This window comes from Candidatus Neomarinimicrobiota bacterium, from assembly GCA_016784545.1.
GTDB lineage: Bacteria > Fidelibacterota > UBA8477 > UBA8477 > JABMPR01 > JABMPR01.
In genome coordinates this window covers 1-19,197 of record JADHUM010000046.1, presented here as the reverse complement: position 1 = coordinate 19,197, position 19,197 = coordinate 1, and the positions used below count along the sequence as shown (strand labels likewise).

General features: G+C 45.9%; 18 protein-coding genes and 1 tRNA gene. 11 read left to right on the top strand and 8 right to left on the bottom strand.

Going from position 1 to position 19,197, the window contains the following annotated elements:
* Positions 1 to 22: 22 nt before the first annotated feature.
* The 4 genes from ISR87_11000 to ISR87_10985 form a co-directional block, all read right to left on the bottom strand.
* The gene (locus tag ISR87_11000; GenBank protein ID MBL7025974.1) at positions 23 to 829 is read right to left on the bottom strand and encodes an EF2563 family selenium-dependent molybdenum hydroxylase system protein; all 807 of its coding nucleotides are present in this window, start codon (positions 827 to 829) and stop codon (positions 23 to 25) included.
* Positions 819 to 1,406 (bottom strand): nucleotidyltransferase family protein, encoded by a 588-nt coding sequence (locus ISR87_10995; protein ID MBL7025973.1) that lies wholly within the window; start codon positions 1,404 to 1,406, stop codon positions 819 to 821. The genes ISR87_11000 and ISR87_10995 overlap by 11 nt, the downstream gene beginning before the upstream one ends.
* The gene (yqeC, locus tag ISR87_10990; protein MBL7025972.1) at positions 1,406 to 2,143 is read right to left on the bottom strand and encodes a putative selenium-dependent hydroxylase accessory protein YqeC; all 738 of its coding nucleotides are present in this window, start codon (positions 2,141 to 2,143) and stop codon (positions 1,406 to 1,408) included. Before yqeC ends, ISR87_10995 begins: the two co-directional genes overlap by 1 nt.
* A gap of 188 nt (positions 2,144 to 2,331) precedes the next feature.
* A complete protein-coding gene (locus tag ISR87_10985; GenBank protein ID MBL7025971.1) occupies positions 2,332 to 3,348 on the bottom strand; it encodes a zinc-binding dehydrogenase in 1,017 nt (338 codons plus the stop codon).
* A gap of 445 nt (positions 3,349 to 3,793) precedes the next feature.
* Between ISR87_10985 and ISR87_10980 the strand changes: the two genes are divergently transcribed.
* Entirely contained in the window at positions 3,794 to 4,339 is a 546-nt protein-coding gene (locus tag ISR87_10980; protein ID MBL7025970.1) for a hypothetical protein, read from the top strand.
* 315 nt (positions 4,340 to 4,654) lie between these two features.
* Here ISR87_10980 and amrS read toward each other — a convergent pair whose 3' ends face one another.
* From amrS to amrB, 4 genes are read right to left on the bottom strand one after another with little or no spacing between them, the layout of a single operon-like run.
* A complete protein-coding gene (gene amrS, locus ISR87_10975; GenBank protein ID MBL7025969.1) occupies positions 4,655 to 5,719 on the bottom strand; it encodes an AmmeMemoRadiSam system radical SAM enzyme in 1,065 nt (354 codons plus the stop codon).
* Positions 5,720 to 5,751: 32 nt separating this feature from the next.
* Positions 5,752 to 6,324 (bottom strand): AmmeMemoRadiSam system protein A, encoded by a 573-nt coding sequence (amrA, locus tag ISR87_10970; protein MBL7025968.1) that lies wholly within the window; start codon positions 6,322 to 6,324, stop codon positions 5,752 to 5,754.
* A gap of 16 nt (positions 6,325 to 6,340) precedes the next feature.
* The gene (locus tag ISR87_10965; GenBank protein ID MBL7025967.1) at positions 6,341 to 8,290 is read right to left on the bottom strand and encodes a cellulase family glycosylhydrolase; all 1,950 of its coding nucleotides are present in this window, start codon (positions 8,288 to 8,290) and stop codon (positions 6,341 to 6,343) included.
* A 17-nt stretch (positions 8,291 to 8,307) separates the two neighbouring features.
* Positions 8,308 to 9,108, bottom strand: a complete 801-nt coding sequence (gene amrB, locus ISR87_10960) for an AmmeMemoRadiSam system protein B (GenBank protein ID MBL7025966.1) — start codon at positions 9,106 to 9,108, stop codon at positions 8,308 to 8,310.
* A gap of 172 nt (positions 9,109 to 9,280) precedes the next feature.
* Between amrB and ISR87_10955 the strand changes: the two genes are divergently transcribed.
* The 10 genes from ISR87_10955 to ISR87_10910 all read left to right on the top strand — a co-directional run bounded on the left by ISR87_10955 (position 9,281) and on the right by ISR87_10910 (position 19,065).
* Positions 9,281 to 10,252: a T9SS type A sorting domain-containing protein gene (locus ISR87_10955; GenBank protein ID MBL7025965.1), complete on the top strand. Its 972-nt coding sequence runs from the start codon at positions 9,281 to 9,283 to the stop codon at positions 10,250 to 10,252.
* A gap of 1,179 nt (positions 10,253 to 11,431) precedes the next feature.
* The gene (locus ISR87_10950) at positions 11,432 to 12,073 is read left to right on the top strand and encodes a prephenate dehydratase (GenBank protein ID MBL7025964.1); all 642 of its coding nucleotides are present in this window, start codon (positions 11,432 to 11,434) and stop codon (positions 12,071 to 12,073) included.
* 58 nt (positions 12,074 to 12,131) lie between these two features.
* Positions 12,132 to 13,148: a 3-deoxy-7-phosphoheptulonate synthase gene (gene aroF / locus ISR87_10945; protein MBL7025963.1), complete on the top strand. Its 1,017-nt coding sequence runs from the start codon at positions 12,132 to 12,134 to the stop codon at positions 13,146 to 13,148.
* A gap of 20 nt (positions 13,149 to 13,168) precedes the next feature.
* Positions 13,169 to 14,428: a 3-phosphoshikimate 1-carboxyvinyltransferase gene (gene aroA, locus ISR87_10940; GenBank protein ID MBL7025962.1), complete on the top strand. Its 1,260-nt coding sequence runs from the start codon at positions 13,169 to 13,171 to the stop codon at positions 14,426 to 14,428.
* A gap of 44 nt (positions 14,429 to 14,472) precedes the next feature.
* A complete protein-coding gene (locus tag ISR87_10935) occupies positions 14,473 to 15,339 on the top strand; it encodes a shikimate dehydrogenase (protein ID MBL7025961.1) in 867 nt (288 codons plus the stop codon).
* A 174-nt stretch (positions 15,340 to 15,513) separates the two neighbouring features.
* Entirely contained in the window at positions 15,514 to 16,671 is a 1,158-nt protein-coding gene (aroC, locus tag ISR87_10930) for a chorismate synthase (GenBank protein MBL7025960.1), read from the top strand.
* A complete protein-coding gene (locus tag ISR87_10925; protein MBL7025959.1) occupies positions 16,668 to 17,204 on the top strand; it encodes a shikimate kinase in 537 nt (178 codons plus the stop codon). The genes aroC and ISR87_10925 overlap by 4 nt, the downstream gene beginning before the upstream one ends.
* The gene (aroB, locus tag ISR87_10920) at positions 17,197 to 18,312 is read left to right on the top strand and encodes a 3-dehydroquinate synthase (GenBank protein ID MBL7025958.1); all 1,116 of its coding nucleotides are present in this window, start codon (positions 17,197 to 17,199) and stop codon (positions 18,310 to 18,312) included. The genes ISR87_10925 and aroB overlap by 8 nt, the downstream gene beginning before the upstream one ends.
* Entirely contained in the window at positions 18,309 to 18,893 is a 585-nt protein-coding gene (locus ISR87_10915) for a MarC family protein (GenBank protein MBL7025957.1), read from the top strand. The genes aroB and ISR87_10915 overlap by 4 nt, the downstream gene beginning before the upstream one ends.
* Before the next feature lie 95 nt (positions 18,894 to 18,988).
* A tRNA-Val gene (locus tag ISR87_10910) sits at positions 18,989 to 19,065 on the top strand.
* Positions 19,066 to 19,197: the final 132 nt, after the last annotated feature.

Below are 19,197 nucleotides of genomic sequence, written 5' to 3'. Positions count from 1 at the left end.
ACGCCATTGCTTAAGGAGAGACTTAATCATTCCGTTTGGAATTGTGGTGCAAGATGATTGTTTCAAGTACTCCAGCAGCTATAACGCGTGCTTTTTCTGAGATTTGCTGATACTGGACGGAGTCACCCCGAGGATCAATATCACCAATTTTCATACCTTTGATCACTGGCGTATGTTCTGAAATCATTCCACGTACCATGCCATCAAGAGGGGCCCAAACGGGCTTATCGTTGTTGATCAAAGCAATTTGCTGTCCTTTGGTCACCATCTCTCCAAACTGGGTAGACCACTTTATCTGACCACTTCGGGTAGCCAGAACTAGTCGTCGTGTGGTTTCCCCGCCAATATTTCCAGGGATGCCTGTGTCTGCCAGAGGTGAGCCTTCAGAGATAATGCGACCCAGATTGTGTCCCCGCATGGTTTCGATGGCCCGATGGCAATTTTTATCAACCTCAAATCCTGGCCCTAACCCAATGACCAGGTCTGCCCATGTCCTGAAATCTTTGGTATATTTTTTTTGCATGCGTGCATCAATGACGATGCTGGGCTGAAGAGCAACCAATGCTTCGGAATCGTCCTCAAAGATGGGAATGTGCTTCCAGGTCTTGGACATGTTAAGTTTTAAAGATTGAGCCTTTTTGGCCTTTACGCCCTCAACCTCGGTGCTTCCATCTACCAGCGCACAACTGAATGTGACGGGTCGCCGAATCGCCAGGGGTGGAGATACATCTGACAGGAATACATGTAACCCAACTCGATGTAACAGATGGGCGACGCCACTGCCTAATTCACCTGCTCCCCTGACCCACACAAGTTCATTATCTAGCATTTTCATACTCCAGGTAATAATCCATATCCATACTGACTCCTTCATCAGACACATCCACAAACAGCGTGTCAGAACGAAACGTTTCTATGATTTGTCGACCTCCTACATCACCAGTTGCTGCCATAAAAAACGGTGCCAGCTCAGTAGAAAAAAAGGTGGGATGTCCTGGTTTGTTTTGATAGCGGGGAGCAAGAATGAGAGGTTTCTTCTCATTCAACATCTGAATCAGCATATCCACAGTCTTGCGTTGGATAAAGGGTTTGTCGCCAGGACAAAAACACCAGTAATCGTAGGTCCGTCCTGCTGCTTTCACTCCAGTAACGACAGAGCTGGCCAGGCCGGAATGAAAGTTGGTATTAAATTCGTAAATGATTTTGTCATCGAAGCGTTGGTCCAGAACCTCCTGGATCTGTTCACTCTGATAGCCGAGAATGACATATACATCCAGGTCAAAATCAATAAAGGTGTTTATGGTATGCTCGACAGCAGTGCGGTCTTCCAGAACTTCAAGGAGCTTGTTCGGGGGAAAGCGTGTGGAGCGGCCAGCAGCCGTAATAATCATTGCCAGATTAAGCATTAATTGACCTTTTGAATGTTACCCTGCTCAATACTTCCGTAAAAAACAGAATCATGACTCAATCTTGAAAGTGTTTTTGCCAACTCAAACGCTTGATCTGGATAGGCATCAGCCTTATTCACAAAATAGGTCAAGTTGATGTCTTTTGGTACTTTTTGGAGATATCCATATTCGCTGGTGAGGACGCGTGCAATAAAGATGGGATCAAGTATCTGGTTGGCATTGACATCCCAGAGTTCTCTGAATAATTCAGGTCGATGCACCATTTTTCCATCCACTCGGGCACCCACAGCATCAGCTCCAACCACGATAATGGCATGGGTTGCAAAATGGGGGATAACAGGATCAAAGGGCTGATGGGCCTTAATTGGCTTTTTCCTTGCTCCATCACACTCAAATAGGGTTAGGTCAGAAGCCTCATGCAATACTTGTAATTGGTCCGGTTCAAGGCCGATGAGTTTATGTTCACTTTCCTGGCCACCCATGATATACAGGGGATTAATCTCCAGTAAAGCTTCTCGACTTGTTTCGGCTTCAAATTCAGGAAAGAAGTGGACCCCGTGCTGTGATGAGATGCCAGCTTTGGTAAGCGAGGAAAGTATGACATGATCATAGGTTTTTGAGAGTTCATTACCAAGCACATGGAGCAGAGCCGTCTTTCCTCCACCTCCGAGAATACCCACACAACTCTTGTGAGCATCGGCTACATTTTGAAATAAGATTTGAGAAAAGTTCATGATGGAATATAATCAGAATTTTTAGTGCTATGCTTCTAACATTGTATAGCGTAGCTATTACAGTTAATACAAATTACGTGTTTCGTCATCCCGAGCGGAGTCGAGGGATATCAATTCTGGTATAAACCGAGCGCTTATCTCTCGACTCCGCTCGAGCTGACGGTCAAATGATATGAATGTTGATTATTTTATATGTGTACCACAATTTTCCCATGGCTATTGCGAGATTCCATCAGTCTGTGGGCATCAGCCATCTCTTCAAACTTGAATTCGTGTCCTACAACGGGTTTGAGTCCATGCTGAAGCGTAAATAAGCTCAGAGCGGTCCAGATTTTCATCATACGTTCAGTGTCATTCAGGAGATAGCCAAGATGACTGGCTCCCACCACCTGGGATGCTGTGGCCATGGCATCAATTTTTACACGTGGAATGTCCTGCCAGGTTTTCCACCAGGAAAAGGGATTCAATTTATTTAGATTCAAACTGGCGAATCCAATTACCACGAGTCTACCGAATGGATTTAGCACATCCATGCTTTTACGGAATACCTCACCCCCCACAACTTCGAGAATGACATCCACACCCTGGCCACCGGTTTTGTCACGAATGAACGCGGCAAAATCATCAGTGTGGTAATTAATAGGGTGGTCTACACCCAGCTTGCGCATCAGATCCAGCTTACTATCCTTGCTGGCAGTGCCAAAAACTTCACAACCCAGCGCTTTTGCCAATTGCACAGCCGCTGTACCAACCCCACCTGCAGCAGCTTGAATTAATACACGATCAGTCGCTCTTATCCTGCAGATTTCGAACAGTGCCACCCAGGCCGTCATAAATTGAACAGCAAAGGCTGCATTTTCTATAGGACTGAAATTTTCAAAAGCTGGTAGTATTTGGTTAACAGAAACCACCACCTCCTCGGCATAGCACCCAAATTGTCCAACGACGATGACAGGGGTTCCAACCTGAAGATGGGATACGCCTTCTCCCAGGGCTGTAATTTTGCCATAGGCTTCCATACCAGGAATGTAGGGACGCTTGGGAGCCCAACCGTAGAGTCCCTTGCGACTCTGGATCTCGGCATAATTCAAACCAATGGTTTCAATCTGCACCTGAACTTCAAGTACACGAGGTGTCCTTGAAGCCACAGTTGAAATTTTTAGAACGTTAGCACTACCAACTTTATTGAGGACATAAGCTTTCATAATTATTCCTAATCGATGTTTTCAGATTTCAAAGGTAGTATAATGATTCAGGATATCATCCAAACAAAAATGTCCCAATCATTCATAGGCGAGAATGCCTGGGTTTGTCGCCTACCCCGTGGAGCATCCCAAAAAGGTTAATATTCCCCTATAAAACGAAGAAATTTTTGATCAAACGAGGAAAAAGAGTCACTATAGAGGTAGTTACTGATTATTGCGAAGATATATAATATCATAATAAATAATAATTTAAAGCCATATTTAGCATGCAAAAATGAAACTTTGTGACATTTATCAACTTTAAAAATAATGGTGAGAAAGATTGTCATTTAGCGCTTGTTGACCCAATTGGAGCCGTCTATAATGCCGGCCGAAAGACAATAAGCCTATGAAAAAATCCAACTTACATAATATTTTGAAAACCGAGAGACTCCAAAGAGGACAAATGAAATACAGACATATAATTGCTTACACACTGATCTTGCTCGTATTCTGGGCATTTCATGTGAATCGTGAAGCAAAACACAGTACAGAAATAAAAAATATTCTTGCCCATGAATCAATGATAAAGGATTCACTGAATACCTATATGGTCGAAATGGCAGCCGCACTGGATCTCTTCACAGAAGGACATCCGCTGGTATTTACTGCCTATAATGCACTCGTTGGACAGACAGATGATACACCAAATATTACAGCCAGTAACAAAGAAATTTTTCCTGGCGTCCTGGCCTTGAGTCGCGAGTTAATCACCCGATATGGATATGGTGGTGATATTAAATATGGTGACAAGGTCTGGGTGGTAGTACCCATGCAGGTTGAAGATACCATGAATAAACGCTGGCGCGGTCGCGGTGATGTCTTCATGCTGGACTATGACAAGGCGGTTAAGTTTGGCAGGAAGTCTGGAATTTTGTATCACCAGGGTGATGACATTGAATTCGCCAGTGCTGTTCAAGAAGAGAAAGAGACTTTTGCTGCGATTAATTAGCGCAGATTTACATAAATAGAAAAAAGGAGGCTGTCTCAAAAGGGCAGCCTCCTTTTTTTTGGTATAGGGTATAGGGTATAGGGTATAGGGTATAGGGTATAGGGGACAACTCCCTCTAAAGGTAGCCTCAAAGATTTGGCCATGTGCCATGCGGATAAAGCCCAAACGTTTATTTATTTTACTCTCACCACGAATCTATCTACACCCTATGGGTTTCCATGGACAAGTCTGACGAAGATCACGAATCTACATAGGACTATTCATTCTTTTCATTTACTTCGTTGTAAACAATAGGAGTTAAGCTGTTTGCTTGGACTATATCCGTATCCGCTCATAGCGATTCCCCCAGGTTCCATGGGTTGACTCAAGAATACCAGGCAGGCTTTGCCTGCATGAATCACAACGCCCCTTTGCATCAAGGTGCCACGCCGTAATCGTGTAGGCCGTACGACCAATTAAGTTGTTGCTACAGGATGAGCAGGAGGTAGATGCATTTTCAGGATCATGGGCATTCCCCAGATAAACATAATTGAGACCATTCCCCTGAGCGATTCGTTTGGCTTTGAGCAGAGATTGGTGAGTCGTAGGTGGATGATTCATCAATTTGTAATCAGGATGAAAAGCTGAAAAATGCAGCGGGACGTCAGGACCAAGGTGATCAGCTATCCAGCGCGTCATGGCAGCCAACTCTATTTCTGAATCATTTTCACCGGGAATGAGTAATGTGGTGATTTCAGTCCATACTGAAGTCTGTTGAACAAGATATTCAAGGGTATCAAGGACTGGTTGCAAAGAACCGGAGCAAAGCTCATGATAGAATGATTCACTAAAACCCTTAAGGTCCACATTCACAGCATCCAAATGTTGAAAAAACCCTTCACGAGCGGTTTCATTGATATAGCCGGCAGTTACAGCGACTGTCTTGACACCTCTCTCATGACAGGCTATTGCTGTATCCACAGCGTATTCATAAAAAATGACTGGATCATTATAGGTGAAAGCCACACTATGACAATTGTGGTCTAGAGCTGCCTGAGCGATGGCTTCAGGGGTGGCAGGTGACTGGAGAATATCCATTTCTCGAGATTTACTCATATCCCAGTTTTGACAAAACTTGCAACTCAGATTACAGCCTGCCGTTCCAAAGGAGAGGACTGAACTACCAGGGTAAAAATGATTGAGTGGCTTTTTCTCAATGGGATCAATGACGAAACCGCTGGAGCGACCATAAGTGGTTAATTCAATCCGGTTGCCCTGACGTTTTCGGACAAAGCACAACCCTCGCTGGTCATCGGATAGCTTGCAGAATCTGGGGCACAGCGTGCATTGAAGGCGCCCATCGGCTTGCCTGGTACTAAACTGGGGGTGTTGGATATTCATAGGATATCTACATAGGCCGCTGAGGTGAGTGCCTATTCATCCTCTTCACTAAACTCAAAACTATGGAATTTCTGGCAAGATATTGAATCTGACCAATAATCCCTGGGGAGACCCGCCTTCTGCTTGAGATGTGACAGAAATGAATCTACATCTGGAAGTTTATCCCAAACTGCTGGTAGAAATAAACCACGGTGATGCCCATCTCTAATGATTAGGCCATCTTTGCCAGGTACAAGCTGATGTTTCAGATCTTCCTCAGAGTCGATAATCATTGCTTCAGGTTGAGTTAGCACGGAAATATGCAGGTGTAGAAATTCTGTTGAGGTAAGCGGTCTAAACCTGTGATCCTGAAAAGCAGCGTTCCAGGCATGTTCGGCGACATCTTCCACCAGAGGCCGATATGCCTCCACACTGCCTATACAACCACGCAATTGACCCTGCTTTTCGAGAGTAACAAAGGCAGCCCCCGGTTCTTGCAGGGCAAGTGAGAATGATGCAACATCTACTGGTATCGATTTTCCATGATCCAAACCGTGCTGTATGGAATCTCTGGCAAGTGCTAAAAGCTGGAGTTGCTCAGATTTTGTAAAAAGGATTTCGGTCATTGTATTGGCAACTGAATTATTTTAACAGGAGCATTTTTATAACTTCGCTATCAACGCCATTTTCAATTTTTGCGAAGTAGATACCTGCTTCCACAAAGCTCCCACTCACATCCCATTTGACTGAGTAAGTACCAGTTTCTGTTTTCTCTGAAACCAGAGTCTCTACCACTCGTCCACTCAGATCATAGATATTTAGTCGTGTGAATGCACTTTCAGTAAGGGAATATTTGATAGTCGTGCTCGGATTAAAGGGATTCGGAAAGTTTTGCGATAAACTGAATGATGAAGGATACTTATTGCTTCCAATCAATCCCGCAGTGGTCTGATTCACGATACGAATTTCATCTAAAGACAATTCACTGGCCCCGAAATCACTATACTCTGCCACAAATTCCAGGACATCAATATCTGACCAATCAAAAAGACCAACAGGCTCATGCCAGGCTTCATCCCAGGATCCAGTTTCAATCATACTGGAAAGGGGAGTCTGGACATACTGCCAATGGCCGTCCCAATCAAGATCTGTGGTTGATATGGTTTTGGTCATACGCCAGGGGTGATCTCCTGGAACATCAGTTTTAGAATCGAGAAAACGAACATCAAATTCAACTGCAGATCCAAGTCCCTTTGCCCAGAAAGTGAGGATATAGTCTTCATCCAATAATCTGGAAAGATCCCGGTCTGGTAGAAAATTGAAGCCGATTCTTTCGTATTGCGTTGCCAGAGACCAGCTAAGATGATAACTACCCACTTTCGGATCATCGGAAGTGTATAGGGTAACAATGCCCTCAGTGTTAAAATCTGAGAGAATCTTCTGACCAATAAAATCATCATAAATATAAAACCCCACAGAGTCAGCCCGAGTAACGAAATCTGTCTGGGGCGGTGTATTGAATCCCATGGCCTCCAGGAGCGGTATGTTCAAATCATGATCGAATAATCCGCTACTGTATCTCTCAAACAGCCCAAAGCCTCCATGGTAATCCCACATGGTCCAGCCAATATTCAGTGAGTCCAGATAATGAGTCACTGCTCTATACCATTCAACCCGTTGATCCGGGTCAGAGTTGTGATTGAGAACTCCAAATTCACCACAATAAATTGGGACATCCCTGGATGTGCTAAACGCAACGGCAATATCAATAAGGCTTCTCATGTGTGCAACTGTACCCACTGTGGAGTAACTCGCCATATTGCTCTGAATCCAGGTTCCCACCAGTGATGATGGGCAGGCAGGCATGGCTGAGGCCCCATAGGGGAAGGGTACTCCAGTGAGCGGCTCCATGGATGGATCTGTCCAACTAGCCCCTTGGTGAGTAAAAATAAAGGGATCGTAAAAATGAAAGGTATAGATGAGATTGTCATCACTATAGTTCATCATTTCGTCCAGATTATTGTAGCTGTTCCAGCTAGAGGGCCCTACGATAAGTGTACGGCTTGAGTCAGTTTGTCGAATGATGTTCACAATATTTTGCTGAATGGTATCCCAGATAAAATCCGTAATGCCCCAGGGCTCATTTTTGATCTCGAAATAAAGGGTCGAGTCCCTATCCAGGAAATGTGCTGCGAGTTGTGGCCAGATCAATGATAAAGGTTGATTAATGGCGGGTGTTGTGGCGCCACCTGAATCAAAACTATGATTATCCAGAATGAGATGCAGACCTAAAACCTCCGTCCAATCAATGATTTGATCCAAAAAATCAAGCAGGATGGGATCAACGATATAATCTGGGTCCCCACTACTCATCCCATGAAAATTGACCGGGAGGCGAATCACATCTACACCAAGGCTTTGAATATCCACAAAATCATCATAGGTATATCGTGAAAATTGGACTTCCTGAATTGAGCTCTCCTGAAACCAGTTGCTTAGATTAACACCTTTCTCAAAAGGGGTGGTAGGTTGAGCTGTAAGGGAGTGGGCTGTCAGGAGCAGGAGGATCAATATCATTTGAAAGTGTTTCATAACATTTCCTTTTAGGCTTAAAGCTCAAATAGTCCCCAGGCACCATATCCCACAACCTGGTCTCTGCGACCAGATGTATCACCGGAGTTTCGAAGATCAAGACGTTTAATGGACATTCCCTTCTGCTGAGCCAGATGGAGCAAGCCACGCAGGGGGATGCGACCACAGGCAGAATTGTCTCCCAGCCGATCTCCCTGAAATGATTCAATCAGCTCAGCGCTGGCCTCGTCAATTTTGACCGCTTCCTCGTAGTTGTGAAAATGACTCAAATCGGTGGAAATGATAATGAGACACTCATCACCACCCCAGAGATGTTCGATCACATCAGCGACCTCCTGTTGTGTGGCATCTCCAACTACAAATGGTATTAGCCGAAAACTGGCCAGAACTTCCTGTAGGAAGGGAAGCTGGACTTCAAGGGAGTGCTCTTCAGCATGAGCCGCATCGGAAAAAGTGATTTGATGGAAATTATCGACCAGTTTCTGAATGGTTTTCGTATCCAGGTTGATGTTGCCCAGGGGCGTTTGGAACTGCTCTACGCCTGGAAGTGCTAATCCATGTAGATAAACTCGGTGGGCCGGTCCAAGAAGTATCACTTTGCGGATGACATGTCTGTATTGGAGTAGTGTACGATATGCAACCGCAGCAATTGAACCTGAATAGACAGTACCAGCATGAGGAACAATGAGCGCCTTGGGAACCCCTGTCGTTTCGTTTGGTTTTTCATGGATGAAGCCTGAGATTTGACCCCTTAATTCGTCGGGGTTAGCAGGATAAAACATTCCCGCAACTTGGGCTGATCGTATGGATTTTCTCATCATGTTAATTTCGGATGCAATATAGGAACGTCAAGCCTTGAGATCAAAACGGGGATTTTGGACCTCTAAACTTTGCATTTTACCATCAGAGTACTCAATCGCCCTTTCGTCGATTCAATAGGGTTAACCAAACCCACCTGATGCAGATTGCCCTGAAAAGAGGGAACAAATCATGACACTCAGAATGTTGTTCGTGGAGACAATCTTATTGGCAGTTCTTGTGCCAGACAATCCTGGCTTTGCTCAAGAGGTGGTTCTGGACTTCGATGGGAATCAATACCAGAGCATCGTGATCGGTACTCAGGTATGGCTTCAAGAGAATTTAAAGTCACTTCACTATAGTGATGGGAGTGAAATACCTGAAGTAGTAGCCTACAACAACAGTGAGACCAATGCAAATATCTATGGGAGACTCTACACCTGGGATGCTGCCATGGGTGGCTCCCCAGTAGAAGAAGCCCAAGGTATTTGTCCTGAGGGTTGGCATATACCCAGTGACGCTGAGTGGGGAGTTCTCGAAAATTACCTGGGCGGAGCAGCCGTAGCTGGAGGAAAACTTAAACAAGCCGGTATGGACAACTGGAGTCGTTTCAACACAGGCGCTGACAATGCCAGTGGATTCACTGCACTCCCTGGGGGAGAATACGATGCACATGATAGTCCTCACCAATTCAGGCTAATTCATGACTATGCAGTTTTTTGGACATCTACAGAGACGAGTGTAGAGAGGGCAACGGAGAGATATCTTGCTTATAACAGTGCCGCAAGCAGCAGCCTGGATTGGTACAAAATTATGAAATACTCAGTCAGGGCGATAAAGGATGCGAGCGCAAGCACTTTAGGCGAAAATCAAGTTCACAATCCCAACGCCCCTACACTTTTCGCCAATACACCCAATCCATTTAACCCTTCAACAACCATCCATTTCGAAGTGGGATTGAATCATAAAGTGTTGATAAGGGTCTATGACATCAGAGGAAAGCTGGTGCGATCCCTTTTCGAAAATCAGATTCAGGCTGGTGCTCACAATATTTCATGGAACGGGCTGGATGAGTCAGGGCAGGCCTTGGAGTCAGGAATCTATATGATTGTTCTCAGGGCTGATGATCAGTTGCGAAGCCAAAAGGTGTCCCTCATTCGCTAGTTTGAGTTTTCAAACGAAGAATACGGAAATAGCATTTCAAAATCTTTGCATGCGCAATACTCAGGTCTATATTCACCACGAAATGAAATGGCAAGCATCATATTACTTTTTTATGCGATCAGGGTGATGGTTTAAATTTGTATTTTTGAACATTTTCACCCTCGTCAATTGGCGGGGGTTTTTTTTTATTATCAAGCGTAGCTTGATAATAACCCCGGCATAGCTGAAAGCGAAGCCGGGTATGGCATTTGACAGAGCACGAGACCATTTCAAGCGTAGCTTGATAATAACCCCGGCGTAGCAGAAAGCGAAGCCGGTTATGGCATTTGACAGAGCACGAGACCATTTCAAGAGTAGCTTGATAATAACCCCGACGTAGCAGAAAGCGAAGTCGAGTGTGGCCTTTGACAAGACACGAGTCGATATCGAGTGTCGCTAGATAGCAATGAGACTGAAAAAGGGAATTTTGAAAATTGAGAAAAAGGGATAAACACAGTGGTGCAGAATAAACAAAAGGTAGGGATAATCGGCTTCGGACGCTTTGGAGCCCTGCTTGCCGACCTGTTGAGCAGTGATTATCAGCCCATCATTACCGATGAGCGCGATCTCTCTGAGCTGGCTCAATCCTCAGGCTATCCCTGGGCAGATCTTGAGACTGTCATGCAGCAGGAAACTGTATTTTTGGCTGTTCCCATCAGTCGGATGGAGAGTTTACTCAAGGAAATATCTCCTCTGAGCAGATCTGGCCAGGTGATTATTGATGTAGCCTCTGTGAAAACCCGCATACGAGACTGGATGGTTAAAGAATTACCAGTGGAAGTGCAGATACTGAATACCCACCCAATGTTTGGTCCGGATTCCTACAAGCGTGATCGCGATCTGAGGATGGTATTTTGTCCCACCCGAATACATAATGAATTGGAAAATACCTGGCGCAGTGTGTTTGAATCCTGGGGTTGTCGACTCATTGATCTGGAAGTCGAGGATCATGACAGACTCGCAGCTCGCTCACAGGGCATCACTCACTTTGTAGGTCGTGTCATGAAGGGCATGAATATCCAACCGACTGCCGTAGATACACATGGATTCAGGCAGGTTCATCATGTGGTGGAGCAAACCTGTCAGGATACAGAAGAACTCTTCCATGATTTACAGTTTTATAATCCCTTCACACCACAAATGCTCACCGATTTCTCAAGATCAGTTCATGCGGTTAAGGCACGGGTATATCGTCCAGACTCTCCACCTGAGGTAATTGGTTATCAAGGTATTCCCGGCAGTTTTTCTGAGGAAGCCGCCCGTAATTATATACAGGAGGAAAACCTGGGCGACATCGAAACCAAGGCTTGCCTCACAAGTCGTAATGTCATGGAAAGCCTGTATACATATGAAATAGACCGTGGAATAATTGCCATGGAAAATGCGAGAGGAGGTGTGGTTCATGAGAGTATTCATGCGTTGGCGAAAGCTCGATGCAAGGTACGCTCCATGTTTCACATCCAGGTAAACCAATGTCTTATTACCAAGCGGGGTGTTGACCAGAAAGAGATCACAGAAGTGCGATCACATCCACAGGCACTCAAGCAATGTTCACGGTTTTTGAAGGAGAATTTTGCAAAGGTTCCTCATATCGAAGCAGAGGATACTGCTGAAGCCGCCAGAAAGCTGCATATGGGAGAATATTCAGATACCACTGCCGTTATTGCCCCTGCCCGGGCGGCTGAGTTATATGAGTTGAGTGTGAACCAATTCGGGATTCAAGACCTGAAAGATAATAAGACGCTGTTTCTGGTTGTAGAACGAACAGGAACATCGATTTAAGTTGCAATTACATAACAGATTAGAAACCTTATAAGCCAGTATTAAAGGATAGAAAACGATGATTGTCATAATGAATGTAAATGCTTCCCAGGAAGCTATCGATAGAGTCCAGCAGGAAATTGAAAAATTGGGCTATGTCCCCAGACCCGCACCAGGTGAAACCCGTACGATCGTGGGGGTCATGGGAACCAAACCCTTGCGTGGGAAACAACACCTCCAGGCCTTACCTGAAGTTTCAGATGTGATTGAAATAAGTACGCCCTATAAGTTGGCCTCCCGGGAATGGCAACCACAGGATACCATTGTGAATGTTGGCGGTACGGTTATTGGTGGTTCCAATGTATCAATCATTGCTGGTCCATGCTCCATCGAGTCCTATGAGCAAACCAAAACAGTGGGTGAGGCTGTGAAAGCAGCCGGCGGTCATTTCCTCAGGGGGGGCGCATTCAAACCGAGAACCTCTCCATATTCTTTCCAGGGTATGGGTGTTGAAGGGCTCAAAATTCTGAAGCAGGTCGGAGAAGAAGTGGGACTGCCTACCGTCACCGAGGTGACAGACACTGAAAATCTTGATGTGACTGCTCAGCATACCGACATGCTCCAGATCGGAACCCGCAATATGCAGAACTTTACCCTCATTAAAGCAGCGGCTCGAACAGGGATGCCCATCTTTTTGAAGCGTGGAATGTCAGCGACGGTGAAAGAAACCATTCTGGCTGCTGAATACATTTTAAATGAAGGAAATGAAAAGCTGGTGTTGTGTGAACGAGGTATCCGGACCTTCGTGGATCACACCAGAAATACTCTGGATGTGAGCGCCATTCCGGCCTTTCAACGTCTGACCCATCTTCCAGTGGTGGTTGATCCCAGTCATGCCGCAGGAAAACGATCAAAGGTACTACCCCTATCTTTAGCTGGAGTAGCTGCAGGAGCCCAGGGCGTCATGGTTGAAGTTCATCCCAACCCTGAAGTTGCTCTCAGCGATGGACCCCAGCAATTGGTCCCGGCTGATTTCAAAGATCTGGTAGATCGAATCAGACTGGTTGCTGAAGCAGTTGGAAAAAAACTGGACTGATCCCTCAGAAGGAGTCACCCATGGCTTTGCTTGGAGAAATTAGGCTACCTGGTGACAAATCAATAAGCCATCGGGCACTCATGTTCACAGCACTGAGTGATGGCCTTAGTCGCCTTGAGAACCTGAATCCCGGGGCTGATGTCGCTACCACACGCCGCGCCCTGATAAATTGTGGTATTCATATCGAAGAAAAGCATGGTGTGGTCCATGTCCAGGGGGGTGGACTGCGTCCATTCAAGCAACCTGAACTTGGACTTGATTGTGGTAATTCAGGAACCACAGCCAGATTGATGATGGGTCTCTTAGCCGCACATCCCATCCATGTTCAATTTTCAGGGGATCAATCTCTCAGCAAACGACCCATGGATCGAGTGTTCAGACCGCTCCAGCAAATGGGCGCCAACATATCAGCCAACAAGAGAAAATATTTCCCCATCATGCTCAGTGGACGGGATTTGTGGGCTCTGGATTATCAATTACCATATGCCAGTGCACAGGTCAAATCAGCCATCCTTTTGGCAGGACTGCACGCCAAAGGACAGACCACGGTCAAATCTCCAGCTTTTAGCCGGGATCATACGGAGCAAATGCTGAAGGCCATGGGTGCACGAATCAAAGTCAAGGGCCGGGAAGTGACTGTTTCTCAGCTGACAAAACCCCTTGAGCCCATCGATTTTGTGGTGCCAGGTGACTTTTCTGCTGCTGCCTTTTTTATTGCTGCTGCCCTCCTGGTACCAAAATCAGATCTGATTCTCAGGGGAGTTGGCATCAATCCAACCCGTACGGCCTTTCTTACAGCCGTCAAGGAAATGGGTGGAAAAATCACAGTTGCCAACAAAACGAAGCAAAGCGGCGAGGCTGTAGCAGATTTGCGAATTCGAGCATCAAAATTAAAAGGCATCCACATCTATCCGGAGCAAATCCCCAATCTGATTGATGAATTGCCCCTCATAGCACTTCTGGCGACACAGGCCCAGGGTGAAACTGTGGTGGTGGGGGCAGAAGAATTGCGGGTCAAGGAATCTGATCGAATTGCGGCAATTGTATCCAATTTAAGTGCCTGGGGAGCCAAAATATTTGAACGTCCCGATGGATTTCATGTAGAAGGACCCACACCGCTCAAGGGGGGCAAGGTCAAAACCTATGATGATCATCGGATTGCCATGACGCTGGGTATTGCAGGATTGATCAGCAAGCTTCCGGCCACTCTGGATAACCCAGATTGTGTAGATATTTCGTATCCCGGTTTCTTTGATGAACTACGGGGCTTATTGGTTTAATATCTCAGAACGAGATTGTTGAGCACACGAATCAGGAGATTAATGTGAAATTTGCAGTTATAGGTGATCCTCTCAGACAAAGCGTCAGTGATTTTATGCACGGATGGATATATGAACAACTCGGTTTGGAAGCTGAGTATAAAAAGATCAAGGTTGTCCATGGCGATCTGGAACGCTGGGTGAGCCTCCCGTCTGCCAGGAAGTTGGATGGATTTAATGTGACCATCCCCCACAAAGAGGATATCATACCCTTCCTGGATAATGTAAATGATCGAACAGCTCCAATCGGTGCCGTGAATTGCGTGAGACGCCATGCGGGGAAACTCACGGGATATAATACAGACTGGTACGGCTTTGTGAAATCCCTTGAAGCTGCTGGTGTTGACCTGGCTGGAAAAAAAGTAGTCGTTCTGGGGAGTGGTGGCGCTGCACGTGCTATTACCTTTGGTTTAGCCCGCATCGGTGTGGGCTTAACCACCATTATTGCCAGGGATCCATCCAGAGCAAAAACACTGATTAAGGATATGGGCAAATCTACAGAAGGAATGAAATTGGTAGGTTGCGCCTGGAATGAGAGCGCAGTGAAACCCATTGAAGAAGCCTATTGCCTGGTCAATTGTACGCCAATTGGGATGAAACCCAAGCAGAATGAGAGTCCTCTGGATGGAGACCTTCTGGAATCCATTGATGTTGTAGTTGATACCATTTTCAACCCCTTGAATACACGCCTGCTCTCAGAGGCAATATTTTCAGATTGTCAAACCGTATCAGGCTTGGATATGTATCTCTACCAGGCCATGGCCTCAGTAGATGTCTGGTTTGGTCCACAGGATTGGAGCCGGATAAAGATGAATGAGATGAGAGAAGCGGTTCACAACAAGATTACCGGCTTCAAGCGGAAATTTGAATAATGATTATATTTCCCCAGGAAATTGTCTCTATTTCGTCTTTGCGAGGGAGAGTATCGACCGTGGCAATCTCCAAATTCTTGGTGAACGGACGGACCGAGATCGCCGCGTCGGTCTACGACCTTCTCGCGAAGACAAATTTAATAGTACCCCATAAATGAATCGAATCGAAATAAAATGTTACAACAGCTAAAATTTTTAACAGCAGGTGAGTCACACGGCAAGGGGTTGTCCGGTATCCTGGAAGGTTTTCCTGCAGGCGTCCCCCTTTCCGAAAGCCTTATTGCAACAGATCTGGCTCGTCGGCAGATGGGTCATGGGCGCGGGGGTCGCATGACCATAGAGAAAGATCATGCCGAGATTCTGAGTGGTTTGCGTCATGGTTATACACTGGGATCTCCCATCGCCCTCTGGATTCAGAATCGGGATTGGCAAAACTGGAAACAGGACAGAATGTCACATGAAGCACCATTGAATCCAGTTCCTGAGGTGACCCTGCCCCGACCAGGTCATGCTGATCTGGCAGGAACTCAAAAATTTGGATTTACCGATATTCGAAATGTTCTGGAGCGCTCCTCAGCCCGTGAAACAGCCATGCGTGTTGCACTGGGTGCAGTATGCCGTTCGTTTTTAAAGGAATTGGGTATAGAGATATTCAGTCACGTCATTCAGATCGGACCCATTAAATCAGAGGTAAAGCCGGATCAATTGGACGCTGAATTAAATGCAGTTGCCGATGCTTCAGATGTAAGATGCATGGATAAAAATGCTGCTGAAGCCATGATCAAGCATATTGATGTGACCCGCAAAAATGGTGATTCCATTGGAGGTATTTTTGAAGTTCTGGCAGCGGGACTTCCGCCTGGTCTGGGATCTTATACCCATTGGGATCGCAAACTTGATGCCCGTCTGGCAGCTGCCATGATGTCCATTAATGCCATGAAATCGGTGAGCATAGGTGATGGGCTGAATGTCGCTGAGGCCACTGGATCTCAGGTTCATGATGAAATCATAAAAGAAGACAATCATATTTGCAGAGCCACCAATCATGCCGGGGGCATAGAGGGTGGCATGTCAAATGGTGAGCTGATTCAGCTTCAAGTGACCATGAAACCCATCCCCACCCTGGCAAAACCCTTGCGATCAGTAGATATCAAAACCCGCGAACCAGGAATGGCTCATAAGGAGAGAACCGATGCCTGTGCTGTCCCAGCCGCCTCGGTCATTGGTGAAGCCATGATGGCACTGGTACTTACTGATGCTATTCTAGAAAAATTTGGTGGAGATTCCTTAGAACAAGTAAAGCGCCATATTGCAGCAACAGGTGTCAAATGATGTCTTCCCCTCGAGGAATGGGGAAGATATACCTGATTGGATTAATGGGGGCGGGCAAGAGTACCATCGGCAAAATTCTGGCTGATGTCCTTCAATGGCAATTGCTGGATATTGATCATGAAATTGAAAAATTTGCTGGAAACGATATCCCCACCATTTTTGAAGAACGGGGCGAAGATGGCTTTCGTGACTATGAATCTCAAGTACTCATGGAAAGCGCTGCTTTGAATAAGGCCATCATACCTTGTGGTGGTGGCATTGTTACCAGACCAGAAAACGTGGAATATCTAAAAGATCATTTTACCATCTGGCTGGATGTATCTCCTGAAGAGGCTGCTGCTCGACTGGAACATTCAGATCATCGTCCTCTGTTAAATGAGTGCAAAGATACCATTAAAAAATTGCAGGAAATACTGGATAGTCGCCGAGTTGGCTATGCCGAAGCAGCATCACTCCATATCAGTACAGGAAAACGTTCACCTGAAATTATCGCCAGTGAGATTCTGGAGAAGCTAGAAACCATACATGTCTAAATCATCCATCCTTAAAATCACCCATGAGACAGGGTCTTATGAGATCCATGTGGGCCAGAATCTGCTTGATCAAGTCGCAGAACTCATCTCCAGTGTTGGTGCCTCGGGCCCTATAGGCATTATTAGCAATGCCACAGTGAATGATCTCTATGGAGGCAGTATCCGAGAAGCGCTAAATCAGGCTGGATTTGTTACTCGAACCATCTTGATCCCTGAAGGTGAGGAGTACAAAACCCTGGCTTCGGCGGAGCAGGTTATATCCGCTTTGATTTCACAGGGCATGGAACGTTCTGGCACCATTCTAACCCTGGGAGGTGGTGTGGTTACTGATCTGGGGGGCTTTGTAGCCAGTATCCTCTATCGAGGGGTCAAGCTGGTTCATATCCCCACGACTTTACTGTCTATGGTAGATGCTGCTGTTGGTGGCAAGACAGGCGTCAATCATAGCAGCGGTAAAAACCTCATCGGTAGCTTTTATCAACCTGATCTCGTCATTATGGATGTGAAAACGCTGGATTCCCTGGAGCGACGTGATCGAATTTCAGGATTTGCAGAAATGTTTAAGATGGGTGTTATTCGCGACACTAGTTATCTGGCCTTCCTGGTAGATCATATGGATGCATGTCTGGCGGCTGAGTCCAGTGACATCCTCATTCAAGCCATCGCCCGAAGTTGCGAGCTGAAAGCTGAAGTGGTCGAAGCTGATGAAAAGGAAGCTGATTTAAGACGCATTCTGAATTTTGGACATACCCTGGGACATGCCATTGAAACCACTCTGGGATATGGTGTCGTCCGACATGGGGAAGCTGTCATTCTGGGCATGTACGGCGCTGGATGGCTTTCCAATCAAGTCGGAGATCTCTCTAAGAACGATTGGGAAAAGCTTTCAACCATGTTGGTAAAAATCCCCATGGAGCTCTCACTGGAAGCATTAAATCCAGATGCCATCGAACAGGCCACCCGAATGGATAAAAAGGTGGCGAACTCACAATTGAACTTTGTTTTACTTCACCGCCTGGGAGAAGCCTATATGCAAACCAGGATCCCCACATTAATGATAAAATTGGCTGTAGATGCCATCAGAACTGCCTGGGAGGCTAAGAAATGACCCTGGATTTTAATGCTTTTATGCATGCTTTTGTAACCTTGCTGGTCATAATGGATCCTTTTGGCGGTCTCCCTGTTTTTATGACATTGACCAAAGATTATTCAGAAGCTCGTTCAAAACGCAGCGCTCACCGGGCGACTCTTGTTTCTCTCATTTTGCTAACCATCTTTGTGTTTGTAGGTGAGGGGGTTCTGAATTTTTTCAGCATTTCAATGTTTTCATTCCAGGTCGGTGGTGGTCTTATCCTGCTTATGTTAGGGCTGTTGTATGTCTTGGATATCACCCTTGGGGATGACAAGGACTACTCCAAAGATATAGTCATTCCAATGGCAACCCCTCTCATAGCTGGTCCTGGTGCTATCACAGCAATCATTATTCTGGTATCAAAATATGGATATTGGATACCACTGGCGGCCATGTTGGTCAACCTGGTCATTTATTGGCTGGCCATGTACTACGCACGCCATATCAAAAATATTCTGGGAGAACAGGGGCTGGTGATAATGAGCCGAGTTATGGGTCTCTTACTGGTAGCTCTGGCTATAGAGATGATCAGAACCGCCTGGGTAGAACTTCTCTGATAGACATTTGAGGGAGCATATGCTCCACTTATATTCTCGTCACTTTTTTAGAAGCGTCTCCCTGAGGTTCTCGAAGGGTACGCGAAAGAAAACCTGGTCGATTGGCTCAGCTGGTTACGGCGTTCGGTTCACATCCGGGAGGTCACTGGTTCGAATCCAGTATCGACCACCAAACAAGGTTAAAAATCCGAGATTCTAGGCGCTATTTCTCTTTTCAAGAAGAGGTGGTTTATCTGTCGTATTATCAAATATTTAGCGGCTGCTATATCAGCTACATCCAGGAGGGTGGGGTGTTATTCTCCTT

What these genes read in the sequence shown, in the direction of transcription:
- ISR87_11000 (MBL7025974.1), bottom strand. Translation starts at nt 829, where the DNA reads ATGCTAGATAATGAACTTGTGTGGGTCAGGGGAGCAGGTGAATTAGGC.
- ISR87_10995 (MBL7025973.1), bottom strand. Translation starts at nt 1,406, where the DNA reads ATGCTTAATCTGGCAATGATTATTACGGCTGCTGGCCGCTCCACACGC.
- yqeC (MBL7025972.1), bottom strand. Translation starts at nt 2,143, where the DNA reads ATGAACTTTTCTCAAATCTTATTTCAAAATGTAGCCGATGCTCACAAG.
- ISR87_10985 (MBL7025971.1), bottom strand. Translation starts at nt 3,348, where the DNA reads ATGAAAGCTTATGTCCTCAATAAAGTTGGTAGTGCTAACGTTCTAAAA.
- ISR87_10980 (MBL7025970.1), top strand. Translation starts at nt 3,794, where the DNA reads ATGAAATACAGACATATAATTGCTTACACACTGATCTTGCTCGTATTC.
- amrS (MBL7025969.1), bottom strand. Translation starts at nt 5,719, where the DNA reads ATGAATATCCAACACCCCCAGTTTAGTACCAGGCAAGCCGATGGGCGC.
- amrA (MBL7025968.1), bottom strand. Translation starts at nt 6,324, where the DNA reads ATGACCGAAATCCTTTTTACAAAATCTGAGCAACTCCAGCTTTTAGCA.
- ISR87_10965 (MBL7025967.1), bottom strand. Translation starts at nt 8,290, where the DNA reads ATGAAACACTTTCAAATGATATTGATCCTCCTGCTCCTGACAGCCCAC.
- amrB (MBL7025966.1), bottom strand. Translation starts at nt 9,108, where the DNA reads ATGAGAAAATCCATACGATCAGCCCAAGTTGCGGGAATGTTTTATCCT.
- ISR87_10955 (MBL7025965.1), top strand. Translation starts at nt 9,281, where the DNA reads ATGACACTCAGAATGTTGTTCGTGGAGACAATCTTATTGGCAGTTCTT.
- ISR87_10950 (MBL7025964.1), top strand. Translation starts at nt 11,432, where the DNA reads ATGCTCACCGATTTCTCAAGATCAGTTCATGCGGTTAAGGCACGGGTA.
- aroF (MBL7025963.1), top strand. Translation starts at nt 12,132, where the DNA reads ATGATTGTCATAATGAATGTAAATGCTTCCCAGGAAGCTATCGATAGA.
- aroA (MBL7025962.1), top strand. Translation starts at nt 13,169, where the DNA reads ATGGCTTTGCTTGGAGAAATTAGGCTACCTGGTGACAAATCAATAAGC.
- aroC (MBL7025960.1), top strand. Translation starts at nt 15,514, where the DNA reads ATGTTACAACAGCTAAAATTTTTAACAGCAGGTGAGTCACACGGCAAG.
- ISR87_10925 (MBL7025959.1), top strand. Translation starts at nt 16,668, where the DNA reads ATGATGTCTTCCCCTCGAGGAATGGGGAAGATATACCTGATTGGATTA.
- aroB (MBL7025958.1), top strand. Translation starts at nt 17,197, where the DNA reads ATGTCTAAATCATCCATCCTTAAAATCACCCATGAGACAGGGTCTTAT.
- ISR87_10915 (MBL7025957.1), top strand. Translation starts at nt 18,309, where the DNA reads ATGACCCTGGATTTTAATGCTTTTATGCATGCTTTTGTAACCTTGCTG.